This is a genomic window from Enterobacter sp. UPMP701 (assembly GCF_053709515.1).
In genome coordinates this window covers 105,480-130,458 of the sequence record NZ_JBSKJN010000001.1, presented here as the reverse complement: position 1 = coordinate 130,458, position 24,979 = coordinate 105,480, and the positions used below count along the sequence as shown (strand labels likewise).

Genomic DNA, 24,979 nt, shown 5'->3' with positions numbered 1-24,979 from the left:
AAAAAACCAGCATTTGTTGAAATAGCCGCATATTCTACCCGTTATCTACGGGCGCGCCAAACCACTGATGATACCAGGGCGGTAAAAATTGCTCCCGCACGCGCCGGATTTGCCAGTGATGTTGCGAGAATGTCACCGATATTTGTCCGGCATGGGGGGTATCGTGCCAGATATACCCTTCTTTTCGATAGCGCCGGACCACTTTAGCCGACGGAAATCGCCATGCGTTATAGCGAGCCGCAGAATCCAGAGCGATCTCTCCCTCCACCCGCTGCACCAGCGGCAATGACGAAGAGGTATTGCTGCCGTGATGAGGTACCTGTATGAGGGTGGCCGTCAGATGCTGCCAGTAATGGCTAAGCATAGCCTGTTCTGCTTGCGCTTCAATGTCTCCCGTCAGCAGAACACTTTGCTCACCGTCGTCAATTTTTACCACACAGGAACGGTTATTTCCCCGAGCAGGATAATTCTCAGGAGGCCAGTGAACGGTGAAGGTTAACCCCTGCCAACGCCATTTTTGCCCGCGAAAACAGGGACGATGTTCCGCCACGCGCAACGGGCTTCTCACCCACATTTCAGGCCACGCTTTTTGCAGCGATGCGAGACCTCCCGCGTGATCGAGATGCTCATGGCTGAGAATAACGCCTTCCGGCCTCAGGTGATGCCAGCGCAGCCACGGAATAATTAACCGCTGCGCACTATCCCCGCCCGGCCAGGCAAGCCCAGTATCATAAAGAATGGCTTTTCCCTGCCGTTCAATGACCATTGCCAGCCCCTGCCCCACGTCCAGCATATGCAGCGTCCAGGCGTCGTTTTTCACCGTTCGCCAGAGTGGGAATGCCAGTAAGACACTGCCAGCCAGACAAACGGCAGGAACAGTTTTCCAGGCGCGGAGACGCCAGCCGATGAGGATAAGCCAGGGCAGTAACGTCATGTACTGCCAGCGTTGATCAATACCCTGCCAGCCGTCAGGCAGGCGCATCAGCAGCCAGAATAGCCCCGAAAGTGACGTATCGGCTGCATACCAGATGGCGCTTTCCAGCCCCGTCAGTGGCAGCAGATGGAGCAGCATGCCGAGCAAAATCAGCGGAACGCAGACAAACGTCACCAGCGGAACGGCAAAGAGATTGGCGACCAGAGAGGAAATACTGAAGCCATGGAAAATCAGAACCTGTAGCGGCATGAGAAGGAGTAACATGCCAGCCTGCAGATAGATCAGGTTCAGCAGCGGACGTATCCGGCGAGCCCACTGCCAGTGGGGAAGAGGCAACCACTGAAACCAGAAAATCAGCGCGGCGACGGCAAATGCAGACAGAAGAAGACTCTGCGAAAGTATGGCTAAGGGATCGCTTACCAGGATCGCCGCGACACAGCAGATCCATACCTGCCAGGGAGACCATTGCCTGGCGCCGATCCGCAGCGCCGCCAGTACAGCGAGGGCAATCACCGTTCGGAGCGCAGGAGGTTGCAATCCGGTCAGCCAGGCGTAGAAAGCGGCAAAGAATACCCCAGCCAGCAGAGGCATGCGCCAGTTAACCCGGTGGCAGGGTAATAAAAACTGGATCCCACGGGCAAGCAACCAGACGATGGAGGCCGCCAGCGCGATATGCAGTCCCGAAATCGCCATCAAATGCAGCGTGCCGGTTTCACGCATCAGGTCTTTTACTTCCCGGGATACATTCAGACGCTCCCCCATCCCCAGCCCGAGAATAACCGCGCTCCAGCGATAAGCGGAAAGTCGGTTTTGCAGCGACGTCAGATATTGTGCGCGCAGGCTGCAGCGCCCGTCGACGAGTTCCGCATGGGTGAAGCGCCCGCTCAGCGTTTGATGGCGGGCAATAGCGCTGCGCTGTGGATCATACCCTCCGTCATTCAGTTCGCCATGTGCAGGCCTGAGCCTGAGCGTCATCGCCCAGCGCTGACCGGGACACGCTTCCTGCGGCAGATAATTGCCATACAGCGTAACGCCAGTAGAGCCCCACCAGCGTTGACCATCGACGCGGAGAATGTTTCCCTGATGCTGAGTTGCGCCATCGGTGGCGGTGATCTCTACCTCAGCCTGCACAGCACCGGTGGTTAAATGCTGCATCGGCCAGACGCTCTCCTTCGCGGCCAGAACACCCCACACACAAAATAACAGCGTGATGCCTGTATACTTCAGTCGATTGCTTTGCCGTGCGGCCAGCACGCCCCCACCAGCTATCATTATCCACACGGTATAGCGCGATGGCAGTTCAGGTAACCAAAGTAACGGGGCTATTGCCAGAATGGCGCATATACCTAAAGCGGGAATTCCCATTGCTACCTCCCTGTTTCAGGGTGGCAGTATGCGGGCAGGTCGAGCGGGGTGTCAGGTGTGAAAAATGCAATCTACAGCAAGCGCTGCAAGGTTTTTAGCGCGTTGCAGCAATCGCAACTGAAAATGCGAGACACCTTCAGAATGAAAGCGACGGAGACAAAAAAAGCACCCGCAGGTGCTTTCTTTCGAACCCAGTTTAACCCGCTGGCTAAACTCAGTTACCGTAAATATTGGCGCGATCGCGCAGTTCTTTACCCGGCTTAAAGTGTGGAACGTACTTACCTTCCAGCTCGACTTTATCGCCAGTTTTCGGGTTACGCCCGGTACGTGGAGCACGATAGTGCAGAGAAAAACTACCGAAACCGCGGATTTCAATGCGCTCGCCCTGGGCAAGAGTGGAGGCCATATGCTCCAGCATCTCTTTTACGGCATCTTCCACTGCCTTGGCAGGGATATGCGGTTGCTGACTGGCAAGTCTTTCAATCAATTCTGACTTGGTCATGATTCCTCCGGTTCCTTTCAAACCAATTAGCTTAACAGCTCATTAAACAAGGGCGGCCGTAGCCGCCCTTTGTTATTGATTACAGGACGAATCCTGCAATCTGTCAAGTTTGCTCCTCATCCTTCGCGCTGTAAATGCGTTACAGCTCAAATGATGCTGAGAACCTGATATTACTCGCCTTTAGCTGCTTTGAAAGCTTCAGCCATTGCGTTGTTAGAGAAGTTTGCATCTTCCTGTTTGTTAACAGTTGCGATTGCATCTTTCTCATCAGCTTCGTCTTTAGCACGAACAGACAGGCTGATTGCACGGTTCTTACGGTCAACACCGGTGAACTTAGCTTCAACGTCGTCGCCTACGTTCAGAACCAGAGTCGCATCTTCAACGCGGTCACGTGAAGCTTCAGAAGCGCGCAGGTAGCCTTCAACGCCGTCAGCCAGTTCTACGGTTGCGCCTTTAGCGTCAACTGCAGTCACTTTACCGTTTACGATTGCGCCTTTCTTGTTCAGTGCAACCCAGTTGTTGAACGGATCTTCTGCGAGCTGTTTAACGCCCAGGGAGATACGCTCACGCTCTGCGTCAACCTGCAGAACAACCGCTGCGATTTCGTCGCCTTTTTTGTATTCACGAACTGCTTCTTCGCCTGCAACGTTCCAGGAGATGTCAGACAGGTGAACCAGGCCATCGATGCCGCCGTCCAGGCCGATGAAGATACCGAAGTCAGTAATAGACTTGATTTTACCTTCAACACGGTCGCCCTTGTTGTGGGTTTCCGCGAACTGCTGCCATGGGTTGTTTTTGCACTGCTTCAGGCCCAGGGAGATACGACGACGTTCTTCGTCGATATCCAGAACCATCACTTCCACTACATCACCAACGTTAACAACTTTGGATGGGTGGATGTTTTTGTTGGTCCAGTCCATTTCGGAAACGTGCACCAGGCCTTCAACGCCTTCTTCGATTTCAACGAAGCAGCCGTAGTCGGTCAGGTTGGTTACGCGACCAGTCAGTTTAGTACCTTCTGGGTAACGCTTAGCGATAGCTACCCATGGATCTTCGCCCAGCTGTTTCAGGCCGAGGGATACACGAGTACGCTCGCGGTCGAACTTCAGCACTTTAACAGTGATTTCGTCGCCCACGTTCACGATTTCGCTTGGGTGCTTAACGCGTTTCCACGCCATGTCGGTGATGTGCAGCAGGCCATCAACGCCGCCCAGGTCAACGAATGCGCCGTAGTCAGTGAGGTTCTTAACGATACCTTTGACTTCCATGCCTTCCTGCAGGTTTTCCAGCAGCTGATCGCGTTCTGCGCTGTTTTCGGATTCGATAACGGCACGACGGGAAACAACAACGTTGTTACGCTTCTGGTCCAGCTTGATTACTTTGAACTCAAGCTCTTTGCCTTCGAGGTGCAGGGTGTCACGGACTGGACGAACGTCTACCAGTGAACCTGGCAGGAACGCACGAATACCATTCAGCTCAACAGTGAAGCCACCTTTAACTTTGCCGTTGATAACACCGACCACAGTTTCAGCTTCTTCGTAAGCTTTCTCCAGCGTGATCCATGCTTCGTGACGTTTAGCTTTCTCACGAGACAGCAGGGTTTCGCCGAAGCCGTCTTCTACTGCGTCCAGAGCAACGTCAACTTCGTCACCAACCTGGATTTCCAGCTCGCCCTGGGCGTTTTTGAACTGCTCAGCCGGAATGGCGGACTCAGATTTCAGACCGGCGTCAACCAGTACTACGTCTTTGTCGATAGCAACAACAACACCACGAACGATGGAACCCGGACGGGTTTCGATTTCTTTTAAGGATTCTTCAAACAGTTGAGCAAAAGATTCAGTCATGTTTAATCTTCAGGTTAATATTAACGTCCACCTGGCTCCGTGCCGGATGGGGTTGTTTCACATACCCGCCGTCAATCCATTGCAGCGGGGGTACTGCTAAATCGGTCGCGATTACGCGAGTGCCAGTTTTTGGCGCGCATATTGTAGCGCTTTTTCAATCACTTGCTCAATAGTTAAACTGGTTGAATCCAGAACTAATGCATCTTCTGCAGGAACAAGTGGTGCGACGGCGCGGTTACGATCGCGGTCATCGCGCTCTTTTATCTCGGATAAAAGGCGATCAAAGTTAACACTAAACCCCTTTTCCTGCAACTGAAGCATGCGGCGCTGGGCACGCTCTTCAGAAGAGGCGTCAAGGAAGATTTTTACTGGCGCATCAGGGAAGACCACCGTTCCCATATCGCGCCCGTCAGCAATCAGGCCCGGCGCCTCACGGAACGCACGCTGGCGGCGTAACAGCGCCTCGCGTACGCGTGGGAAAGCCGCCACCTGCGATGCCGCATTCGCTACGTCCTGGGTGCGGATTTCGCCGCTCACGTCTTCCCCTTCCAGGATCACTTCCAGGTTGCCATCGGTGGAAACAAAACGCACATCCAGATGCGCAGCCAGCGGTACCAGCGCCTCTTCAGACGCCACATCCACATGATGGTGCAGCGCAGCCAGAGCCAGCACGCGATAGATTGCTCCCGAATCTAAAAGATGCCATTGCAATGCTTCCGCCATCGCTTTGCACAGAGTACCTTTCCCTGCACCACTCGGCCCATCAATGGTGATTACCGGGGCAACTGCCGTCATCTTTTTCTCCTTAAACAAGGCATACCGTTTACATGAACGCCGCGCATTATACGCGTCAACGTGCGCAACTGTTACCTTTGCGTGCAAATTACGGAATGATTGAAGCAGAGTGTAGAAGAAATGAGCGGGAAAGATCGTCAGGAAGCGTAAGGAAATGCCGCATCGGGTGATGCGGCAAGTATCCATTATGCCAGGGTGCTAATGCGCGCCAGCTGCTCGAAGTAGTCCGGGAAGGTTTTCGCCGTACATTTCGGGTCAAGAATGGTCACAGGCGTGTCGGACAGCGCCACCAGCGAGAAGCACATCGCCATACGGTGATCGTTATAGGTGCCGATTTCCGCAAACTGCAGTTTTGCCGGCGGGGTCACGCGAATGTAGTCTTCGCCCTCTTCCACCTCTGCACCGACCTTACGCAGCTCGGTCGCCATCGCGAACAGGCGGTCCGTCTCTTTTACGCGCCAGTTGTAGATATTACGCAGCGTGGTGGTGCCTTTGGCAAACAGCGCCGCTGTTGCAATGGTCATTGCCGCATCCGGGATATGGTTCATGTCCATATCAATGGCGTTCAGCTCGCCGTGCGTACAGGCGATGAAATCATCCCCCCAGGTAACTACCGCTCCCATTTTTTCCAGCACGTCAGCAAAACGGATATCGCCCTGCACGCTATTGCGGCCAATGCCCGTCACTTTAACCGTACCGCCTTTAATCGCGCCTGCGGCAAGGAAATAGGAGGCGGATGAAGCATCGCCTTCAACCAGGTAGTGGCCCGGGGACTGATACTGCTGCGCTCCGCGCACCACGAAACGCTGATAAGACTGGTTTTCCACCTCAACACCAAAGGTGTTCATCAGGTGCAGGGTGATATCAATGTACGGCTTAGAAACCAGGTCGCCTTTAATGCTGATGACGGTGTCCTGTGGTGCCAGCGGTGCGGTCATCAGCAGTGCCGTCAGGAACTGGCTGGAAACGCTACCGTCAACCTCAACATTACCGCCAGTGAATCCCCCGCGCAGACGCAGGGGCGGGTAATTTTCCTGCTCAAGATAATCAATCTGCGCGCCGCCCTGACGCAGGGCATCCACCAGATGGCCGATCGGACGCTCTTTCATTCGCGGCTCACCGGTCAGCACAATATCGTTACTCCCCAGACACAGCGCAGCGGCCAGAGGACGCATCGCGGTACCGGCGTTACCCAGGAAAAGCTCCAGCGCTTCAGCAGAATGTAACGCGCCGCCGTTACCGGTGACTTCACAACGGGTACGATCGTCAGACAGCGCGTACTGAACGCCCAACGCTTTCAGTGCATTGAGCATATGGCGCACGTCATCGCTGTCCAGCAGATTAGTGAGGACGGTGGTGCCGTTTGCCAGAGCTGCCAGCAGCAGAGCGCGGTTCGAGACACTTTTTGAACCAGGCAGATTGATGGTGCCATCTACCCGCGCGATAGGTTGTAACGTCAGGGATTCCATGAAAACTAAACTCTCAACTCAACATAATAAAAACCCCGCAGGGACGCTGCGGGGGTGAAAAACAGCACATTAACCGTGACGACGTTCGAAGTCGATCATGAAATCCGTCAGGGCTTTAACGCCTTCCAGCGGCATCGCGTTATAAATGGAGGCACGCATGCCGCCAACGACGCGGTGACCTTTCAACGCATGCAGGCCTGCCGCGAAGGACTCTTCCAGGAACACCTTATCCAGGTTGCTGTCCGCCAGCTGGAACGGCACGTTCATGCGGGAACGGTTCGCTTTCGCCACATCGTTACGGTAGAAATCGCTCTTGTCGATGACGCCGTACAGCAGTTCGGCTTTTTGCTGATTAACTTTGTCCATCTGCGCCACGCCGCCGTTTTGCTTCAGCCATTTGAAGACCAGGCCGGAGAGGTACCAGGCAAACGTCGGTGGGGTGTTGAACATGGAATCGTTGTCGTTCAGGACGGTGTAATCCAGAATTGACGGGCAAGACTTATGGGCTTTCCCCAGCAGGTCTTCACGCACGATAACGATAGTCAGACCCGCAGGACCGATGTTTTTCTGTGCGCCCGCATAGATCACGCCATAACGGCTCACATCCAACGGCATGGAAAGGATGGTCGAAGAGAAGTCCGCGGTAACAACCACGTTATCCCCAAAGTTTGGCTCTTCATGAATGGCGATGCCGTCGATGGTTTCATTCGGGCAGTAGTGCAGATAAGCCGCATCATGGGAAAGTTGCCACTCGCTCATCGGCTTCACGCCACGCAGACCGTCAACGGTCACTTTGGCATCGATCACATTCGGCGTGCAGTATTTGTGCGCTTCTTTGACCGCACTGGCCGCCCAGTAGCCCGCATCAACGTAATCAGCGGTGGTTTTGTCACCCAGCAGATTCAGTGGGATGCCCGCAAACTGGCCGCGTCCACCGCCGTGGCAGAACAAAACTTTGTAGTTCGAGGGAATGTTCAGCAGATCGCGAAAATCCTTTTCTGCCTCTTCCGCCACCTGAATAAACTCTTTACCCCGGTGGCTGATTTCCATCACCGACGTACCCAGACCGTTCCAGTCACACAGCTCCTGTTGAGCCTGTTTGAGCACGTCTGCCGGTAACATTGCCGGACCTGAACTGAAATTAAAGACTTGAGCCATTTCCCCTCACCACGCTAAAAGCCATAAGATATAACTGTGGATATCGGTTTTATCATTCAGTGACACGCGCCGCAATGTCTAAAACTTATGACCGGGGAAATGTGCCCTTCGTCACACAATACAATCTGCCGCCTCGTCGTGACAAAACCGACAAAATCGCTGTCAGACGAGGCGTTTAGCCCGGCTAACCTTTGTCCATTCCGGATTTGCACAACGCGGGCATAATTGATGATCGCCCGCATGCATCCCCACCACATGACTACATTTTATACATGCATACTCCCCGGTTTCAGGTACCACCCTGAACCGTTCTACTAACATATCCGGCAGGATACACAGGCCGGGCTTAACGTCGTCGTCAGCATAGTAGTAGACGCTGATTTGCCCATTGGTTTCCATGATCGCCAGCCGCACCTGCCCGAGCTGTTCAACGCTATTCAAACGCAGCTCCATAAAGAACTCAAACTCGGTCATATTGGCGCTTTGCACATTTTCCCATGCCAGCTGCCCGTCTTTCACAATTACAACCGGCTTCCCTTCCAGAAGATCCTCCAGCTTTTCGCTTTTTGACATCAGCCACATGACCAGACGGTAGAGCAAGGCGAGGGAAACAAAAACGATAAACACCGGCACCATCGGCACATCGTCATAAAAGGCGACGTCCCCTGCGGCCGAGCCCAGCGTCAGAATGATCAGCACCTCAAACAGTGACATCTGCCGAACGCCGCGACGGCCGGTAATTTTGAGAAACAGGAAGACGAGCACGAAAGTGTACAGGCTGCGCAGCGCCACTTCGCCCAGAAATTCAGGTGGAACTTTATCAAACGCCATCCGCTGGAGATCAAATGCTTTCATTTTTGTATGCCTTAACAGTCAGTTACTGCTACTAAGCATAGCCCAGCCATTTATTTTCGCCGGAGATAGCACCCGTCACGCAAAACCCGTATCATTGCGCGCTTTACGTACGATAAAAGTGAACGCCATGACTCAAACGTTTATCCCCGGCAAAGACGCCGCTCTGGAAGATTCCATCGCTCGCTTCCAGCAGAAACTGACCGACCTGGGCTTTAACATCGAAGAAGCCTCCTGGCTGAACCCGGTGCCTCACGTCTGGTCCGTGCATATTCGCGACAAAGACTGCGCGCTGTGCTTTACCAACGGTAAAGGCGCAACCAAAAAAGCGGCGCTGGCTTCTGCGCTGGGTGAGTATTTTGAGCGTCTGTCCACCAACTATTTCTTCGCCGATTTCTGGCTGGGCGAAACCATCGCCAACGGCCCGTTCGTTCACTATCCGAACGAAAAATGGTTCCCGCTTCCCGAAGACGACGAACTGCCGGAAGGCATTCTGGACGCCCGTCTGCGCGCGTTCTACGATCCGGAAAACGAACTGACTGCCAGCATGCTGATCGATCTCCAGTCTGGCAATGAAGAGCGTGGGATCTGCGCCCTGCCGTTCACCCGTCAGTCTGACGAGCAAACCGTGTATATTCCGATGAATATCGTCGGCAACCTGTATGTATCCAACGGCATGTCCGCGGGTAATACCCGTAATGAAGCGCGCGTACAGGGTCTGTCTGAAGTGTTCGAACGCCATATTAAAAACCGCATCATCGCTGAATCCATCAGCCTGCCGGAGATCCCGGCGGACGTGCTGGCGCGTTACCCGGGCGTGGTGGAATCCATCGCGAAACTGGAAGCGGAAGGTTTCCCAATCTTTGCGTATGACGGCTCGCTGGGGGGTAAATATCCGGTGATCTGCGTCGTGCTGTTTAACCCGACGAACGGCACCTGTTTCGCCTCCTTCGGCGCGCATCCTGACTTCGGCGTGGCGCTGGAACGTACCGTGACCGAGCTGCTGCAGGGCCGTAGCCTGAAAGATCTCGACGTATTCACTCCGCCAACGTTTGACGATGAAGAGGTGGCCGAGCACACCAACCTCGAAACCCACTTCATCGACTCCAGCGGTTTGATCTCCTGGGATATGTTCAAACAGGACGCGGACTATCCGTTCGTGGACTGGAGCTTTGCCGGCACCACAGAAGAAGAGTTCGCGACGCTGATGGCGATCTTCAACGCCGAAGATCAGGAAGTCTACATTGCCGACTACGAACACCTGGGCGTTTACGCATGCCGTATCATCGTACCTGGCATGTCCGATATCTACCCGGCGGAAGATCTGTGGCTCGCAAATAACAGCATGGGCGCGCACCTGCGTGAGACTCTACTCTCCCTGCCGGGCAGCGAGTGGGAAAAAGAAGATTATCTCAACCTGATCGCCCAGCTGGACGATGAAGGCCACGATGACTTCACCCGCGTGCGCGAACTGCTGGGTCTGGCGACCGGTAAGGACAACGGCTGGTACACGCTGCGTATCGGTGAGCTGAAAGCGATGCTGGCCCTCGCGGGCGGCGATCTGGATCAGGCCCTGGCCTGGACCGAATGGACCATGGAGTTTAACCAGTCGGTCTTCTCTGCGGAGCGCACCAACTACTATCGCTGCCTGCAAACCCTGCTGCTGCTTGCGCAGGAAGACGATCGCGAGCCATTGCAGTATCTGAACGCCTTCGTGCGCATGTACGGTGCAGAAGCGGTTGAAGCCGCCAGCGCGGCGCTGAGCGGTGAAGAGCCGTTCTACGGTCTGCAGGCGGTTGATAGCGACCTGAAGGCCTTCCCGGCTCATCAGTCTCTGCTTAACGCCTATGAGAAATTGCAGAAGGCGAAAGCCGCTTACTGGTCAAAATAAGCGCATATAACATTAACGGCTGTAGGCGTATTCAATCGTCTGGGCTATATTACGGGGCAATTTCATTGCCCCTTTTTTTTTATTTTTTCGACAATGATTGTTGATTGTAATAATAAAGTTAAATATGGGTAAATATAATAATATTTAGCCGGGCTTTATTGTTACTTTTTATTTTAAATACTCCATATTAATTAACTGTTTCGAAGGGGGCCGAAGGAAAAAATTCAACTCTTTTCATAACTTTTAAAATTTATTTTTATACGGATAATCAAATACTTACTCCGCATTTGTTGTAAAACCATACATACTGCGGGCCTATAAGCCAGGCGAGATATGATCTATATCAATTTCTCTTCTATAATGCTTTGTTAGTATCTCGTCGCCGACTTAATAAAGAGAGAGTTAGTGTGAAAGCTGACAACCCTTTTGATCTTTTACTCCCCGCCGCGATGGCAAAAGTTGCCGAAGAAGCGGGTGTCTATAAAGCAACGAAACACCCGATGAAGACGTTCTATCTGGCGATCACGGCCGGTGTGTTCATCTCTATCGCTTTCGTCTTCTACATCACCGCCACCACCGGTACTGCCGGAATGCCTTTCGGCATAGCCAAACTGATTGGCGGCATTTGCTTCTCACTGGGTCTGATTCTCTGCGTCATTTGCGGCGCCGACCTCTTCACCTCAACGGTGCTGATTGTTGTGGCGAAAGCCAGCGGAAGAATTACCTGGGGTCAACTGGCGCGCAACTGGCTTAACGTCTACGTTGGTAACCTGATTGGCTGTCTGCTCTTTGTTCTGTTGATGTGGCTCTCTGGCGAGTATATGACCGCCAACGGTGGCTGGGGGCTTAATGTCCTGCAAACTGCTGACCACAAAATGCACCATACATTTATCGAAGCCGTTGCTCTCGGCATCCTCGCAAACCTGATGGTCTGCCTGGCGGTCTGGATGAGCTACTCTGGTCGTAGCCTGATGGATAAAGCCATGATTATGGTTCTGCCGGTTGCGATGTTTGTTGCCAGCGGCTTCGAGCACAGTATTGCGAATATGTTCATGATCCCGATGGGGATTGTTATCCGCAACTTTGCAAGCCCGGAGTTCTGGACCGCAGTTGGTTCATCCCCGGAAAGTTTCTCTCACCTGACTATTATGAATTTCATTACTGATAACCTGATCCCCGTCACTATCGGGAACATTATCGGTGGGGGTCTGTTAGTTGGGTTGACATACTGGGTCATTTACCTGCGTGGCGGCGACCATCATTAATGGTTGTCTCAGGCAGTAAATAAAAAATCCACTTAAGAAGGTAGGTGTTACATGTCCGAGCTTAATGAAAAGTTAGCCACAGCCTGGGAAGGTTTTGCGAAAGGTGACTGGCAGAATGAAGTCAACGTCCGTGACTTCATTCAGAAAAACTATACCCCGTATGAAGGTGACGAATCCTTCCTGGCTGGTGCAACTGACGCAACCACCAAGCTGTGGGACAGCGTAATGGAAGGCGTTAAACTGGAAAACCGCACTCATGCGCCAGTTGATTTTGACACCTCCGTTGCATCCACCATCACTTCTCACGATGCTGGCTACATCAACAAAGCCCTTGAGAAAATCGTTGGTCTGCAGACTGAAGCACCACTGAAACGCGCAATCATCCCGTTCGGTGGTATCAAAATGGTTGAAGGTTCCTGCAAAGCGTATAACCGCGAGCTGGACCCAATGCTGAAAAAAATCTTCACCGAATACCGCAAAACCCATAACCAGGGTGTATTCGATGTTTATACCAAAGACATTCTGAACTGCCGTAAATCTGGCGTTCTGACTGGTCTGCCGGATGCGTATGGCCGTGGCCGTATCATTGGTGACTACCGTCGCGTTGCGCTGTACGGTATCGACTTCCTGATGAAAGACAAATACGCGCAGTTCGTTTCCCTGCAGTCCGACCTGGAAAACGGCGTAAACCTGGAAGCGACTATCCGTCTGCGTGAAGAGATCGCTGAACAGCACCGCGCGCTGGGTCAGATCAAAGAAATGGCAGCTAAATATGGCTGCGACATCTCTGGCCCTGCTACCAACGCTCAGGAAGCTATCCAGTGGACCTACTTCGGCTACCTGGCTGCGGTTAAGTCTCAGAACGGTGCAGCAATGTCCTTCGGTCGCGTATCCACCTTCCTGGATGCGTACATCGAACGTGACCTGAAAGCAGGCAAAATCACCGAGCAAGACGCTCAGGAAATGATTGACCACCTGGTCATGAAACTGCGTATGGTTCGCTTCCTGCGTACCCCAGAATATGATGAGCTGTTCTCTGGTGACCCAATCTGGGCAACAGAATCTATCGGTGGTATGGGCGTTGACGGCCGTACGCTGGTCACCAAAAACAGCTTCCGCTTCCTGAACACCCTGTACACCATGGGTCCTTCTCCGGAGCCGAACATCACCGTTCTGTGGTCTGAAAAACTGCCTCTGAACTTCAAGAAATTCGCCGCTAAAGTGTCCATCGACACCTCTTCTCTGCAGTACGAGAACGATGACCTGATGCGTCCTGACTTCAACAACGATGACTACGCTATCGCTTGCTGCGTAAGCCCAATGGTTGTTGGTAAACAAATGCAGTTCTTCGGTGCGCGTGCTAACCTGGCGAAAACCATGCTGTACGCTATCAACGGCGGCGTTGATGAAAAACTGAAAATGCAGGTTGGTCCTAAGTCTGAGCCAATTAAAGGCGACGTGCTGAACTATGACGAAGTCATGGAGCGCATGGATCACTTCATGGACTGGCTGGCTAAGCAGTACGTGACCGCGCTGAACGTTATCCACTACATGCACGACAAGTACAGCTACGAAGCCTCTCTGATGGCGCTGCACGACCGTGACGTGGTTCGCACCATGGCGTGTGGTATCGCAGGTTTGTCCGTTGCGGCTGACTCCCTGTCTGCAATCAAATACGCGAAAGTTAAACCAATTCGTGACGAAGACGGCCTGGCCGTAGACTTCGAAATCGAAGGCGAATATCCGCAGTTTGGTAACAACGACGCTCGCGTTGATGACATGGCGGTTGACCTGGTAGAACGTTTCATGAAGAAAATTCAGAAACTCACTACCTATCGTAACGCTATCCCGACTCAGTCTGTTCTGACCATCACCTCTAACGTTGTGTATGGTAAGAAAACCGGTAACACCCCAGATGGTCGTCGTGCTGGCGCGCCATTCGGCCCAGGTGCTAACCCAATGCACGGTCGTGACCAGAAAGGTGCTGTTGCCTCTCTGACCTCCGTTGCAAAACTGCCGTTTGCTTACGCGAAAGATGGTATCTCTTACACCTTCTCTATCGTGCCAAACGCGCTGGGTAAAGACGACGAAGTGCGTAAAACTAACCTCGCGGGTCTGATGGATGGTTACTTCCACCACGAAGCGTCCATCGAAGGTGGTCAACACCTGAACGTGAACGTGATGAACCGTGAAATGCTGCTCGACGCAATGGAACACCCTGAGAAATATCCTCAGCTGACCATCCGCGTATCTGGCTACGCAGTACGTTTTAACTCCCTGACGAAAGAACAGCAGCAGGACGTTATCACCCGTACTTTCACTCAGTCCATGTAAGTGGAATTGACTGAAATCACGCGTTAAAAAGCGTACAATAAAGGCTCCACGTCAGTGGGGCCTTTTTAGCACCCTCTCCACCTCAGTCTCTTTTGTCCGCTATCTATACTCTATGGATAACAGCCAAAACAGACTCGACATAGCCTTTGAGCTGTGCACCTACATAGGCCCCTGGATGGGCCAAATTCGGAGATATCACCGCAATGTCAATTATTGGTCGCATTCACTCCTTTGAATCCTGTGGCACCGTCGATGGCCCAGGTATCCGCTTTATTACCTTTTTCCAGGGCTGCCTGATGCGCTGCCTGTACTGCCATAACCGCGACACCTGGGATACCCATGGCGGTAAAGAAGTTACCGTTGAAGATCTGATGAAAGAGGTGGTGACCTATCGCCACTTTATGAACGCATCCGGCGGTGGCGTGACGGCATCCGGCGGTGAAGCCATCCTGCAGGCTGAGTTTGTCCGCGACTGGTTCCGCGCCTGCCGCAAAGAAGGTATTCATACCTGCCTCGACACCAACGGCTTTGTGCGCCGCTACGATCCGGTTATTGATGAACTGCTCGACGTGACCGATCTGGTGATGCTCGATCTCAAACAGATGAACGATGAGATCCACCAGAACCTCGTTGGTGTTTCAAACCACCGCACGCTGGAATTTGCCAAATACATTGCCGACAAGGGCATTAAAACCTGGATCCGCTACGTTGTTGTTCCCGGCTGGTCAGATGATGACGACTCCGCGCACCGCCTGGGTGAATTTACCCGCGACATGGGCAACGTCGAGAAAATTGAGCTTCTGCCCTATCACGAGCTGGGTAAACATAAATGGGTGGCAATGGGCGAAGAGTACAAGCTTGATGGTGTGAAGCCGCCGAAAAAAGAGACCATGGAACGCGTGAAAGGTATTCTTGAGCAGTATGGCCACAAGGTCATGTATTAAAGAGAAGGCCCGGTAAAAACCGGGCCTTTTTATATTCTACTTAAAGACGCCGTTAATTACGGAGGTCACAATCGCCGTACTCAGCGCAATTAAGACCAGATCGTCCCCGACCACGCGCCATTCATATCCCGGGTAGGAAGGAAGTTGTCCCAGCATAGAGGCTGGCACGGTTTTCTTCGCAATGCCCGGAGGAAGCGGTTTACCGCGTGCGAGGTTTTTCGCAATCCCCGGAGGCAGAGAGTCATAGCCTGTTAAGCCATAATTCAGTGCCAGATGACGGGCATGATCAAAGCTCACGCGAGCGTCGACGTCATTACCGACATCTTTGCTGTTTTTAAAGCTCTTTTCCGATTTTCCTGGGTTATCCTGACCGCTATTTTGTTTATTACCATGGTTACCGGAATTACCATGATTGCCGCTATTACCCTGTCCGCCACTGTTTCCGTGACCACCGCCATTCCCGTTTCCAGGATTAGCCATGACCGGAGCCGTTGCAAACGTTAAAGACAACACTACGGCAAGTGCGGTAGTGGAAAAACGACGTGTAGACATGATTGCTGCCTTTTAGTGGTAGAACTCATTTGAATTATCGCCAGGCGCGAAAAACAAACAATGAGTAAAAGTCTTATATGTGACAGGGACAAAAAAGCCTGTCATCGACAGGCTTTTTTATCATCAGGCATGAGCCACAGGCGTGGGATGCTCGCCCGCTTTGCGCAGCAGCATCAGGAGATAAATAAATGAGACGCTGGCGATCATGATAAACAGTAAATTATCGGAGTAATTTTGCATGAGCATGGCGGTAAACGTCGGTCCCAGCAAACTGCCGATGGTATAGCTTAATAACAGCGCCTGGTTCATTGCCACTAACTGGTGATGTTCAACTTTCTCGCAGGCCCAGGCCATCGCAACCGGATAGAGCGTGAATCCTGCGGCACCCAGAATAAACAGCGCGGGCGCCATCGCGGCATTGCTGAGCATTGCAAGGCATCCCATGATCACCACGAAGACCTGAACGCGTAGCACCAGCAGGCGACCAAAACGGTCCGCCAGACGGCCAATCGGCCACTGTCCAACAATACCCGCACTCACCATCACTGCCATCCAGAAACCAATCCCGGAATCGCTGACGCCCTGATGGTTCAGATAGAGCGGCATCAATCCATAGAGCGAGCCCAGTACAATCCCGGAGATAATGCAGCCGTTAACCCCCAGACGCGCCTGGCGCAGTCTCAGCATTGGCCAGACGTGGGTCGCTTCCTGATGTTCGCTGTTCTGATTCACAATGCGCGTAAAGAGCAGCGGCAGGATCGCAGCCAGCACCATGCCTGTTACCCACGGCAGCACGCTCATCAGGTCGGTTGGCAGTTTGCTGACCATCAGTTGTCCCAGCACGGTACCGACGTAGTAAACCATCATATAGGCCGCCAGCAGGCGTCCGCGGTTACGGGACGTGCCGCTGCACATCAGCGCGCTTTCAACCACCACCCAAATCATCGCGCAGCCGACACCGGCGATAAAACGCCACGCCATCCAGCTCCAGAAGCCCACCATCAGACCCAGACCGGCGCATCCGGCAGCAAAAATCAGCGAGGCCAGGTAATAACTGCGATTAAAGCCAAAGCGCTTAATCAGGCTACCGGTTAATAATGTGCCCAGCAGGTTCCCGGTAAAAAAGGACGAGCTAACCATACCCACCTGCCAGGTCGGTAAGTTTTCATGGGCAAGCCACAGCGGGACGAGCGTATTTAACACTGCGATCGCCAGGGTCAACAGAAGCAGGCCACAGAGCAACAGGAGCACTGGCCGGGTATAGGTGGTCATGGATTAAAAACCGTGAGGAAGTTCAGATTTCGTGCGCATCATGCCACTGGCAAAAACAAAGTCAATCCACTGATTTAGCCGGCTCGCACAATATGCTCTCCGTCGATTTAAAAAACTTATCCTGCTAATGCAACGCCTGCTATAGATATTAATTATGTATATGTTTTTATTTATTAATGGCCGAAATTAAAACAAAACGACAGTCGAAAAATTTCATGAATGAAAAAAGAAAAAGCCGGGCGCTATGTCCCGGCTTTTTATAACGAAAAATGAAATTAGCTGGCGATAGCCATACCGACCGTCATATGCAGGCCGTAAAACACACCGCGACCAATTAACTCCCCAGCCAGCACCAGCACAAAAGCCAGTGACAGGAGCGGCAGTGCAGGCTGATAACCTTTAAGCTGAGGGGCAATCCAGCACACCAGCGCAGCTGCCAGCAACACCACACGCCAGGCCATCAGCGATCCGTAGTCCGGCACCAGCGCAGAAGCCTGCTGGATAGAGCTGTGAATGGTTGCCAGTTCGGCCCCCTGCATCAGGGCGACCATCGCACTCACCACCAGCGCCAGCAGCGAGACAGCGGGCAGCAAACGCATTGCCCAGCCATCTACCCCCGCCACGCGCAGCAGCAGGTAGCCCAGCAGCGGCCCGCCGATAAACATCGTCAGGAAGAAGCTCATCGGCGTCCAGATGCTGTACCAGGTTGGAACGGTATCGATGGTGTTATAGACGCGCACCATCATCCACACGAACACCACGCCCAGCACCATCGTCACGATCAGCCACAGGCTGCGCAGGCCCGCAGGCAATTTCTTCAGCGCAGCCAGCAACCAGCCCAGCCCGCCGACGGCAAAGAAGATTGCCCCGCTGGCAATTTCGTTACTGAGCGACGATGCGCCTACGCGGTTCAGAGAGTTAAACGCGCGCATCGGTGAGCCCAGATGCAGCGTAGAGGCAATAAATCCAATCCCCATCAGCACCCACAGGCCAAACATACTCAACACTAAACGCTGCTGCTGTTCGGCATTGAGATTCCCTTTTAACAGCGCCAGCGCCAGAACAATGAAACCGCCCACTACGCACTGCCCAAAGACCGTGAAGATCATCAGCGGCCATTCATGCCATCCACTTCCCATCTCACACCTCCTTCGGGTTTGCCAGATAGCCGGTGGTGTCACCTGTAGGACGGCTGTTGGCGTTAGGTTTAATCACAATACTCGGCTTGGTGAAGTGCGCAGACGGCAGCGGTGCCACGGCGGCAAGCTGGCCGTGTTTTTGACGCAGCTCTTCAATCGGCCCAAAATCCAGTGCGCGCAGCGGGCAGGACTCGACGCAAATCGGCTTTTTGCCATCCGCCACGCGGGTGTGGCAACCGTCGCATTTGGTCATATGACCTTTGGCGGCGTTGTACTGCGGTGCGCCATACGGGCACGCCATATGGCAGTAGCGACAGCCGATGCAGACATCTTCGTCCACCACCACAAAACCGTCTTCACGCTTGTGCATCGCCCCGCTCGGACAGACCTTGGTGCAGGCCGGATCTTCACAGTGGTTGCAGGCAATCGACAGGTAATAGGCAAAAACGTTCTGATGCCAGACGCCGTTGTCTTCCTGCCAGTCGCCTCCGGCGTATTCGTAAATACGGCGGAAGCTCACGTCCGGGGTGAGATCTTTGTAATCTTTACAAGCCAGCTCGCAGGTTTTGCACCCGGTGCAACGGCTGGAATCAATGAAAAATCCATACTGGGTTGTCATCGGTTACTCCTTAAACCTTTTCAACCTGGACAAGGTTTGTGTGAGACGGGTTGCCTTTCGCCAGCGGCGATGGACGCTGCGTGGTCAGGACGTTAATACTGCCTGCCTGGTCGATGCGATTGGCATCCGGGCTGTACCAGGCACCTTCCCCCAGCGCCACTACGCCAGGCATCATGCGCGGTGTCACTTTGGCTTCAATGTGCACCTCGCCGCGACCGTTAAAGATACGCACGCGATCCCCATTGCTGATACCACGTGCTTTGGCATCCATCGGGTTGATCCACACCTCCTGGCGGCAGGCAGCCTTCAGTACGTCAACGTTGCCGTAGGTGGAGTGCACGCGCGCCTTATAGTGGAAACCGGTCAGCTGTAGCGGGAATTTCGCCGTCAGCGGATCGTTGTAGTTTTCGAACCCCGGTGTATAGATCGGCAGCGGATCGATAACGTCCCCTTCCGGCAGCTCCCAGGTAGACGCGATTTTTGCCAGCTCTTCGGAGTAGATTTCGATTTTGCCCGACGGCGTGGTCAGCGGATTCGCCTGCGGATCTTCACGGAACGCTTTGTACGCGACGTGATGCCCTTCCGGGTCACGCTGCTTGTACATGCCCTGCTTGCGGAAGGTGTCGAAGTCCGGCAGGTCAGGAATCGCTTTACGAGAGAGCTCGTGCAGATGACGCATCCATCCTTCCTGCGTGCGTCCCTCGGTAAACTGCTGCTCAACACCAAGACGTTTCGCCAGCTCGGAGGTCATCTCATAGATAGTTTTGCACTCGAAGCGCGGCTTGATGGCCTGGTCGGTAAAGATCACGTAGGACATGTTCCCGCAGGAAGCATCCAGCGCGAAGTCCATCTGCTCAGAGGCGGTGCAGTCCGGCAGCAGAATATCGGCGTATTTCGCCGAGGAGGTCATGTGGCAGTCGATCACCACAATCATCTCGCACTTCTTATCGTCCTGCAGGATCTCATGGGTGCGGTTGATTTCAGAGTGCTGGTTGATGAGGCAGTTACCGGCATAGTTCCAGATCATTTTGATCGGCACGTCCAGCTTGTCCTTACCGCGCACGCCGTCGCGCAGGGCGGTCATTTCCGGGCCACGTTCAATCGCATCCGTCCACATAAACATGGAGATGCTGGTCTTAACCGGGTTATCCAGCGTCGGCATACGCTCAAACGGCACTTCATAAGAACCTTCGCGCGCACCGGTGTTACCCCCGTGAATGCCGACGTTACCGGTCAGGATAGAAAGCATGGAGATAGCGCGGGTGGCGATTTCGCCATTCGCATGACGCTGCGGTCCCCAACCCTGGCTGATGTAGGCCGGTTTGGCTGAGCCAATCTCACGCGCCAGCTGGACAATACGCTCCACAGGGATCCCAGTGATGGTGGATGCCCACTCGGGCGTTTTCGCTACGCCGTCGCTCCCCTGGCCGAGAATATACGCCTTGTAGTGACCATTGGCAGGGGCACTGGCTGGCAGCGTTTTCTCGTCATAACCGACGCAGTATTTATCCAGGAAAGGCTGATCGACGAGGTTTTCGGTGATCATCACCCATGCCAGCGCTGACACCAATGCCGCATCGGTACCCGGACGGATGGGGATCCACTCGTCTTCACGTCCGGCACCGGTGTCGGTATAGCGCGGATCGATGATGATCATGCGGGCATTGGATTTGGCGCGGGCCTGTTCGAGGTAGTACGTCACTCCACCGCCGCTCATGCGCGTTTCGCCCGGGTTATTACCGAACAGGACGACCAGTTTACTGTTTTCGATATCGGACGGGCTGTTGCCGTCGGCCCAGCCGCCGTAGGTATAGTTCAGGCCGGCGGCAATCTGTGCGGAAGAGTAGTCGCCGTAGTGGTTGAGATAACCGCCGCAGCAGTTCATCAGACGCGCCACCAGCGTTTTACCCGGTGGCCAGGAGCGGGTCAGCGTGCCGCCCAGCGTCCCGGTGCCATAGTTCAGGTAAATGGATTCGTTGCCGTACTCTTTAATCAGGCGCTGCATGTTGGTGGCGATAATATCGTAGGCCTCGTCCCAGCTAATGCGCTCGAACTTCCCTTCCCCACGTTTACCGACACGTTTCATTGGGTATTTCAGACGATCCGGGTTATAGACGCGGCGACGCATGGAGCGACCGCGCAGGCAGGCGCGAACCTGGTGTAACCCTTCGTAGTTATCATCCCCGGTATTGTCGGTTTCGACATATTTAATTTCGCCATCCACCACATGCATACGCAGCGGACAACGGCTACCGCAGTTTACGGTACACGCACTCCACACCACATTTTCCGGGGCTGCGGCTGAGGATAGTGCATCCGCCGCCGACGCCAGCCGGGTAAAAGGGAGCGTGAAGGCGCTGCTGGCTACAGCCAGGCCGCCTATTGCCGTGGTTTTCATCAACCCACGGCGAGTGACCTCGGCAGCCATTAACGCTTCAGGCGCTTTGATTTTCATAGAGACTCACTTTGGTTGCTCACAAAGAAAAGAGAGGCGGCACGAACCGCTATATAGTTTTATAAATAACGAATTTTTTTGTTATCAGCGTTTTATGCTGACTTTCATTCGGAGGAGTATTACTACTTTAGAGGGAGGGGGTATTGCGTCGTGTCAATTCAGAGGCATAAAAAAAGCGCCCGATGGCGCTTTTTTGTTGTAAGGCAAAGAATTAGCCGATGTACTGCTGGCCTTTCATATATGGACGCAGCACTTCAGGGATCTCGATACGGCCATCTGCCTGCTGGTAGTTTTCCAGCACCGCAACCAGCGTACGGCCTACAGCCAGACCAGAACCGTTCAGGGTATGAACCAGACGGGTTTTCTTGTCAGATTTGCTGCGGCAGCGTGCCTGCATGCGGCGCGCCTGGAAATCCCAGACGTTAGAGCAGGAGGAGATTTCACGGTAGGTGTTCTGCGCAGGCACCCAGACTTCCAGGTCGAAGGTTTTGCAGGCACCAAAGCCCATGTCACCGGTGCACAGCGCCATACGGCGATACGGCAGGCCCAGCAGCTCCAGCACTTTTTCCGCGTGGCCGGTCATCTCTTCCAGCGCGTCCATGGAATCTTCAGGACGAACGATCTGCACCATTTCAACTTTGTCGAACTGGTGCATACGGATCAGACCACGGGTGTCGCGACCGTAAGAACCAGCTTCAGAACGGAAGCACGGTGAGTGTGCCGTCAGCTTGATTGGCAGATCGTCTTCGTCGATGATCTCGTCACGCACAAGGTTGGTCAGCGGCACTTCCGCCGTTGGGATCAGCGCATAGTTGCTGCTGTCTGCTTCCTCGTCCAGGGGACGGGTATGGAACAGATCGCCGGCAAATTTCGGCAGCTGGCCCGTACCGTACAGCGTATCGTGGTTAACCAGATACGGAACGTAGGTTTCGCTGTAGCCGTGCTGCTCGGTGTGCAGATCAAGCATGAACTGCGCCAGCGCGCGGTGCAGATGGGCAATCTGGCCTTTCATTACCACGAAGCGAGAGCCGGTCAGCTTAACCGCGGCAGCAAAGTCCAGACCCGCATGCATTTCGCCCAGGGTCACGTGATCGCGCACCTCGAAGTCGAACTCGCGAGGCGTGCCCCAGCGTTTCACTTCAACGTTGTCGTTCTCGTCTTTGCCGACAGGCACGCTGTCGTCAGGAATGTTCGGGATAGCCAGAGCGATATCACGAATTTCGGCCTGAAGAACGTCCAGCTCAGCTTTTGCCTGATCCAGTTCTTCACCCAGCTTGTTCACTTCCAGGCGTAATGGCTCAATATCTTCCCCGCGCGCTTTCGCCTGGCCAATGGATTTCGATCGAGAGTTACGCTCTGCCTGCAGATTTTCAGTTTGTACCTGCAGAACTTTACGACGCTCTTCAAGAGCGCGCAGCTTATCTACATCCAGCTTATAGCCCCGGCGTGCCAGTTTTTCAGCGACTGCGTCTGGCTCATTACGCAGCAGATTGGGATCGAGCATGCTTATCCTGTGCTTATCGAATTAAAATAGGAAAATGTGACCACAGCCTGCGGCCACAAGGATACATTGCCAACATTACCGCAACGATTGAACTAACGGTAGCGTTTTATAGGGCTATTTTGATCCTGTCCGGCGAGCCAGGTGAGCTTTTCACCAATCTTGCCTTCAAGACCTCTGTTTGTGGGATGATAATAGCGCGTTTGTGCCATCTCCTGCGGGAAATATTCCTCTCCGGCAGCGTAGGCGTTGGGCTCGTCGTGCGCGTAGCGATACTCCTGCCCGTAACCCATCTCTTTCATCAGTTTGGTTGGCGCATTGCGCAGATGAACCGGCACATCGTAGTCCGGGCGCTCGCGCGCATCCGACATCGCCGCTTTGAAAGCGGTATAGACCGCATTACTTTTCGGCGCGCAGGCCAGATAGACAATCGCCTGCGCAATGGCGCGTTCGCCTTCCGCTGGCCCGACGCGGGTGAAGCAGTCCCATGCAGAGATAGCGACCTGCATGGCTCGCGGGTCGGCGTTGCCGACATCTTCTGATGCAATCGCCAGACAGCGACGCGCCACATACAGGGGATCGCCACCCGCGGTGATAATACGTGCATACCAGTAGAGCGCCGCATCCGGCGCGCTACCGCGCACGGACTTATGCAGCGCCGAGATCAGGTCGTAAAAACGGTCGCCTTTATTATCGAAACGCGCGCTGCGCTCCCCGGCTATTTCGGTCAGCAGCTCCTGCTTTAGCACCCGCTTTCCGGCATCATCCACTTCGGCCATGTCGGCCATCATTTCCAGCGTGTTCAGCGCGCGGCGCGCATCGCCGTTGACCAGTTCCGCAATCGCCCGACGCGTGTCGTCCGGTAGAACGATATCCTGCCCGCCGTAGCCGCGCGCCTTATCCTCCATCGCCTGAGTCAGAACCTTTTCGATATCCTCTGTGGTCAGGGATTTAAGCAGGTAGACGCGGGCGCGGGAAAGCAGCGCGGAGTTGAGTTCAAACGATGGGTTTTCAGTGGTGGCGCCGATGAAAAAGATCGTGCCGTCTTCAATGTGCGGCAGGAACGCATCCTGCTGGCTCTTGTTGAAGCGGTGGACTTCATCGACAAAAAGAATGGTGCGGCGCCCGGCATTACGGTTTTGCCGTGCGCGCTCGATCGCCTCACGGATCTCCTTCACGCCGGAGGTAACCGCCGAGATGCGCTCAACGTCCGCGTTAGCATAGCGGGCGATCACTTCAGCGAGGGTTGTTTTGCCGGTGCCGGGTGGCCCCCAGAGGATCATCGAGTGCAGATGCCCGGCCTCTATAGCGCGCGGCAAGGGTTTCCCCGCAGCCAGCAGATGCTGCTGGCCAATGTACTGCGCTAAATTTTCTGGCCGCATACGAGCGGCCAGAGGTTGAAACGCATTATCTGAAAAATCGAGCGACAGGTTGCTCACTCACGCCTCTTACTTATTGCGTTGATCGTCCACCGTTACGCCCTGCGGCGGGGTAAAGGTGAATTTCGATGCGTCAACGGCGCCGTTCTGCTGGGACTTAAGCTGATAGCTGCTGCGCTGATCGTCCTGCTCAACCGCGCCGAACTGATTAATGGTACCGTTGGTGCTCACGTTGATGGTGAACTGCTTCAGATTGCCGTTGCTGCCTTTCGGCGTCAGGACAAACTCGTCACCGTTTTGTTTAATATTGTACTGCTGCCAGTCGCTGGCCTGGTTGCGGGCGATCAGCATAAACGGCGTATTGCTGGTGGCATCTTTCAGCCAGGTCGCGGTTGCCTGCTCAACGAACGGGTTGAAGAACCACAGCGTTTTACCGTCAGACACCAGGATGCTTTCATCCGGCTGAGTCATGTGCCAGTTGAACAGATTGGGGCGTTTCACCCATAAATCTCCCTGTCCTTCCTGCACCGCGTTACCGCTACCGTCAGTCACTTTTTGCGTGAAGCTGGCGTGGAAGCTGCTTACTTTATCCAGTCGGCTTTTAAGGTCGCTGGCTGCATCAGCCCAGACGCTGCTCGCAACAAAACTGGTGAGTAATGCACAGGCGATGGCGATTTTTTTCATTGTTATTCCTTAAAATACGTCTTCC

19 protein-coding genes are annotated in these 24,979 nt (G+C 54.0%); 4 read left to right on the top strand and 15 right to left on the bottom strand.

The window, feature by feature from the left end; all coding sequences use genetic code 11:
* Positions 1–34 precede the first annotated feature (34 nt).
* The 7 genes from ACWKXT_RS00575 to ACWKXT_RS00545 all read right to left on the bottom strand — a co-directional run bounded on the left by ACWKXT_RS00575 (position 35) and on the right by ACWKXT_RS00545 (position 8,922).
* Positions 35–2,299 carry a ComEC family protein gene (locus ACWKXT_RS00575; protein ID WP_454531413.1) on the bottom strand — a complete coding sequence of 755 codons (2,265 nt, stop codon included), beginning with the start codon at positions 2,297–2,299 and terminating at the stop codon, positions 35–37.
* Between the two features lie 214 nt (positions 2,300–2,513).
* On the bottom strand, positions 2,514–2,801 hold the full coding sequence (ihfB, locus tag ACWKXT_RS00570) for an integration host factor subunit beta (RefSeq protein WP_008499965.1): 288 nt from the start codon (positions 2,799–2,801) through the stop codon (positions 2,514–2,516).
* Between the two features lie 170 nt (positions 2,802–2,971).
* Positions 2,972–4,645, bottom strand: a complete 1,674-nt coding sequence (rpsA, locus tag ACWKXT_RS00565; protein ID WP_008499966.1) for a 30S ribosomal protein S1 — start codon at positions 4,643–4,645, stop codon at positions 2,972–2,974.
* A gap of 111 nt (positions 4,646–4,756) precedes the next feature.
* On the bottom strand, positions 4,757–5,440 hold the full coding sequence (gene cmk, locus ACWKXT_RS00560; RefSeq protein WP_080327697.1) for a (d)CMP kinase: 684 nt from the start codon (positions 5,438–5,440) through the stop codon (positions 4,757–4,759).
* A gap of 185 nt (positions 5,441–5,625) precedes the next feature.
* Entirely contained in the window at positions 5,626–6,909 is a 1,284-nt protein-coding gene (gene aroA / locus ACWKXT_RS00555) for a 3-phosphoshikimate 1-carboxyvinyltransferase (protein ID WP_454531412.1), read from the bottom strand.
* 69 nt (positions 6,910–6,978) lie between these two features.
* Positions 6,979–8,067, bottom strand: a complete 1,089-nt coding sequence (gene serC / locus ACWKXT_RS00550) for a 3-phosphoserine/phosphohydroxythreonine transaminase (protein ID WP_454531411.1) — start codon at positions 8,065–8,067, stop codon at positions 6,979–6,981.
* Positions 8,068–8,229: 162 nt separating this feature from the next.
* On the bottom strand, positions 8,230–8,922 hold the full coding sequence (locus tag ACWKXT_RS00545) for a DUF421 domain-containing protein (protein ID WP_080327700.1): 693 nt from the start codon (positions 8,920–8,922) through the stop codon (positions 8,230–8,232).
* Positions 8,923–9,049: 127 nt separating this feature from the next.
* Here ACWKXT_RS00545 and ycaO point away from each other — a divergent pair, with 127 nt between their 5' ends.
* The 4 genes from ycaO (at position 9,050) to pflA (ending at position 15,353) form a co-directional block, all read left to right on the top strand.
* Positions 9,050–10,810: a 30S ribosomal protein S12 methylthiotransferase accessory factor YcaO gene (gene ycaO, locus ACWKXT_RS00540; protein ID WP_217479906.1), complete on the top strand. Its 1,761-nt coding sequence runs from the start codon at positions 9,050–9,052 to the stop codon at positions 10,808–10,810.
* Between the two features lie 407 nt (positions 10,811–11,217).
* Complete coding sequence (gene focA / locus ACWKXT_RS00535) at positions 11,218–12,075, top strand: formate transporter FocA (protein WP_047362719.1); 858 nt, start codon at positions 11,218–11,220, stop codon at positions 12,073–12,075.
* A 51-nt stretch (positions 12,076–12,126) separates the two neighbouring features.
* On the top strand, positions 12,127–14,409 hold the full coding sequence (pflB, locus tag ACWKXT_RS00530) for a formate C-acetyltransferase (protein WP_333016277.1): 2,283 nt from the start codon (positions 12,127–12,129) through the stop codon (positions 14,407–14,409).
* Between the two features lie 203 nt (positions 14,410–14,612).
* Entirely contained in the window at positions 14,613–15,353 is a 741-nt protein-coding gene (gene pflA, locus ACWKXT_RS00525) for a pyruvate formate lyase 1-activating protein (RefSeq protein WP_238460352.1), read from the top strand.
* Between the two features lie 36 nt (positions 15,354–15,389).
* On the opposite strand, the gene ACWKXT_RS00520 is transcribed toward pflA, so the two are convergent.
* The 8 genes from ACWKXT_RS00520 to lolA all read right to left on the bottom strand — a co-directional run bounded on the left by ACWKXT_RS00520 (position 15,390) and on the right by lolA (position 24,954).
* Positions 15,390–15,905: an anti-virulence regulator CigR family protein gene (locus tag ACWKXT_RS00520; RefSeq protein WP_454531410.1), complete on the bottom strand. Its 516-nt coding sequence runs from the start codon at positions 15,903–15,905 to the stop codon at positions 15,390–15,392.
* Between the two features lie 123 nt (positions 15,906–16,028).
* Complete coding sequence (locus ACWKXT_RS00515; RefSeq protein WP_045261768.1) at positions 16,029–17,177, bottom strand: MFS transporter; 1,149 nt, start codon at positions 17,175–17,177, stop codon at positions 16,029–16,031.
* A gap of 275 nt (positions 17,178–17,452) precedes the next feature.
* Complete coding sequence (locus ACWKXT_RS00510; protein WP_454528947.1) at positions 17,453–18,316, bottom strand: dimethyl sulfoxide reductase anchor subunit family protein; 864 nt, start codon at positions 18,314–18,316, stop codon at positions 17,453–17,455.
* A gap of 1 nt (position 18,317) precedes the next feature.
* Positions 18,318–18,935, bottom strand: coding sequence for a DMSO/selenate family reductase complex B subunit (locus tag ACWKXT_RS00505; protein ID WP_021240882.1), 618 nt, complete (start codon positions 18,933–18,935; stop codon positions 18,318–18,320).
* Positions 18,936–18,945: 10 nt separating this feature from the next.
* The gene (dmsA, locus tag ACWKXT_RS00500; protein WP_454531409.1) at positions 18,946–21,390 is read right to left on the bottom strand and encodes a dimethylsulfoxide reductase subunit A; all 2,445 of its coding nucleotides are present in this window, start codon (positions 21,388–21,390) and stop codon (positions 18,946–18,948) included.
* A gap of 211 nt (positions 21,391–21,601) precedes the next feature.
* Positions 21,602–22,894, bottom strand: a complete 1,293-nt coding sequence (serS, locus tag ACWKXT_RS00495; protein ID WP_454528945.1) for a serine--tRNA ligase — start codon at positions 22,892–22,894, stop codon at positions 21,602–21,604.
* A 92-nt stretch (positions 22,895–22,986) separates the two neighbouring features.
* Positions 22,987–24,330 carry a replication-associated recombination protein RarA gene (gene rarA, locus ACWKXT_RS00490; protein WP_080327710.1) on the bottom strand — a complete coding sequence of 448 codons (1,344 nt, stop codon included), beginning with the start codon at positions 24,328–24,330 and terminating at the stop codon, positions 22,987–22,989.
* Positions 24,331–24,339: 9 nt separating this feature from the next.
* The gene (gene lolA / locus ACWKXT_RS00485; RefSeq protein ID WP_014883204.1) at positions 24,340–24,954 is read right to left on the bottom strand and encodes an outer membrane lipoprotein chaperone LolA; all 615 of its coding nucleotides are present in this window, start codon (positions 24,952–24,954) and stop codon (positions 24,340–24,342) included.
* Positions 24,955–24,979 lie beyond the last annotated feature (25 nt).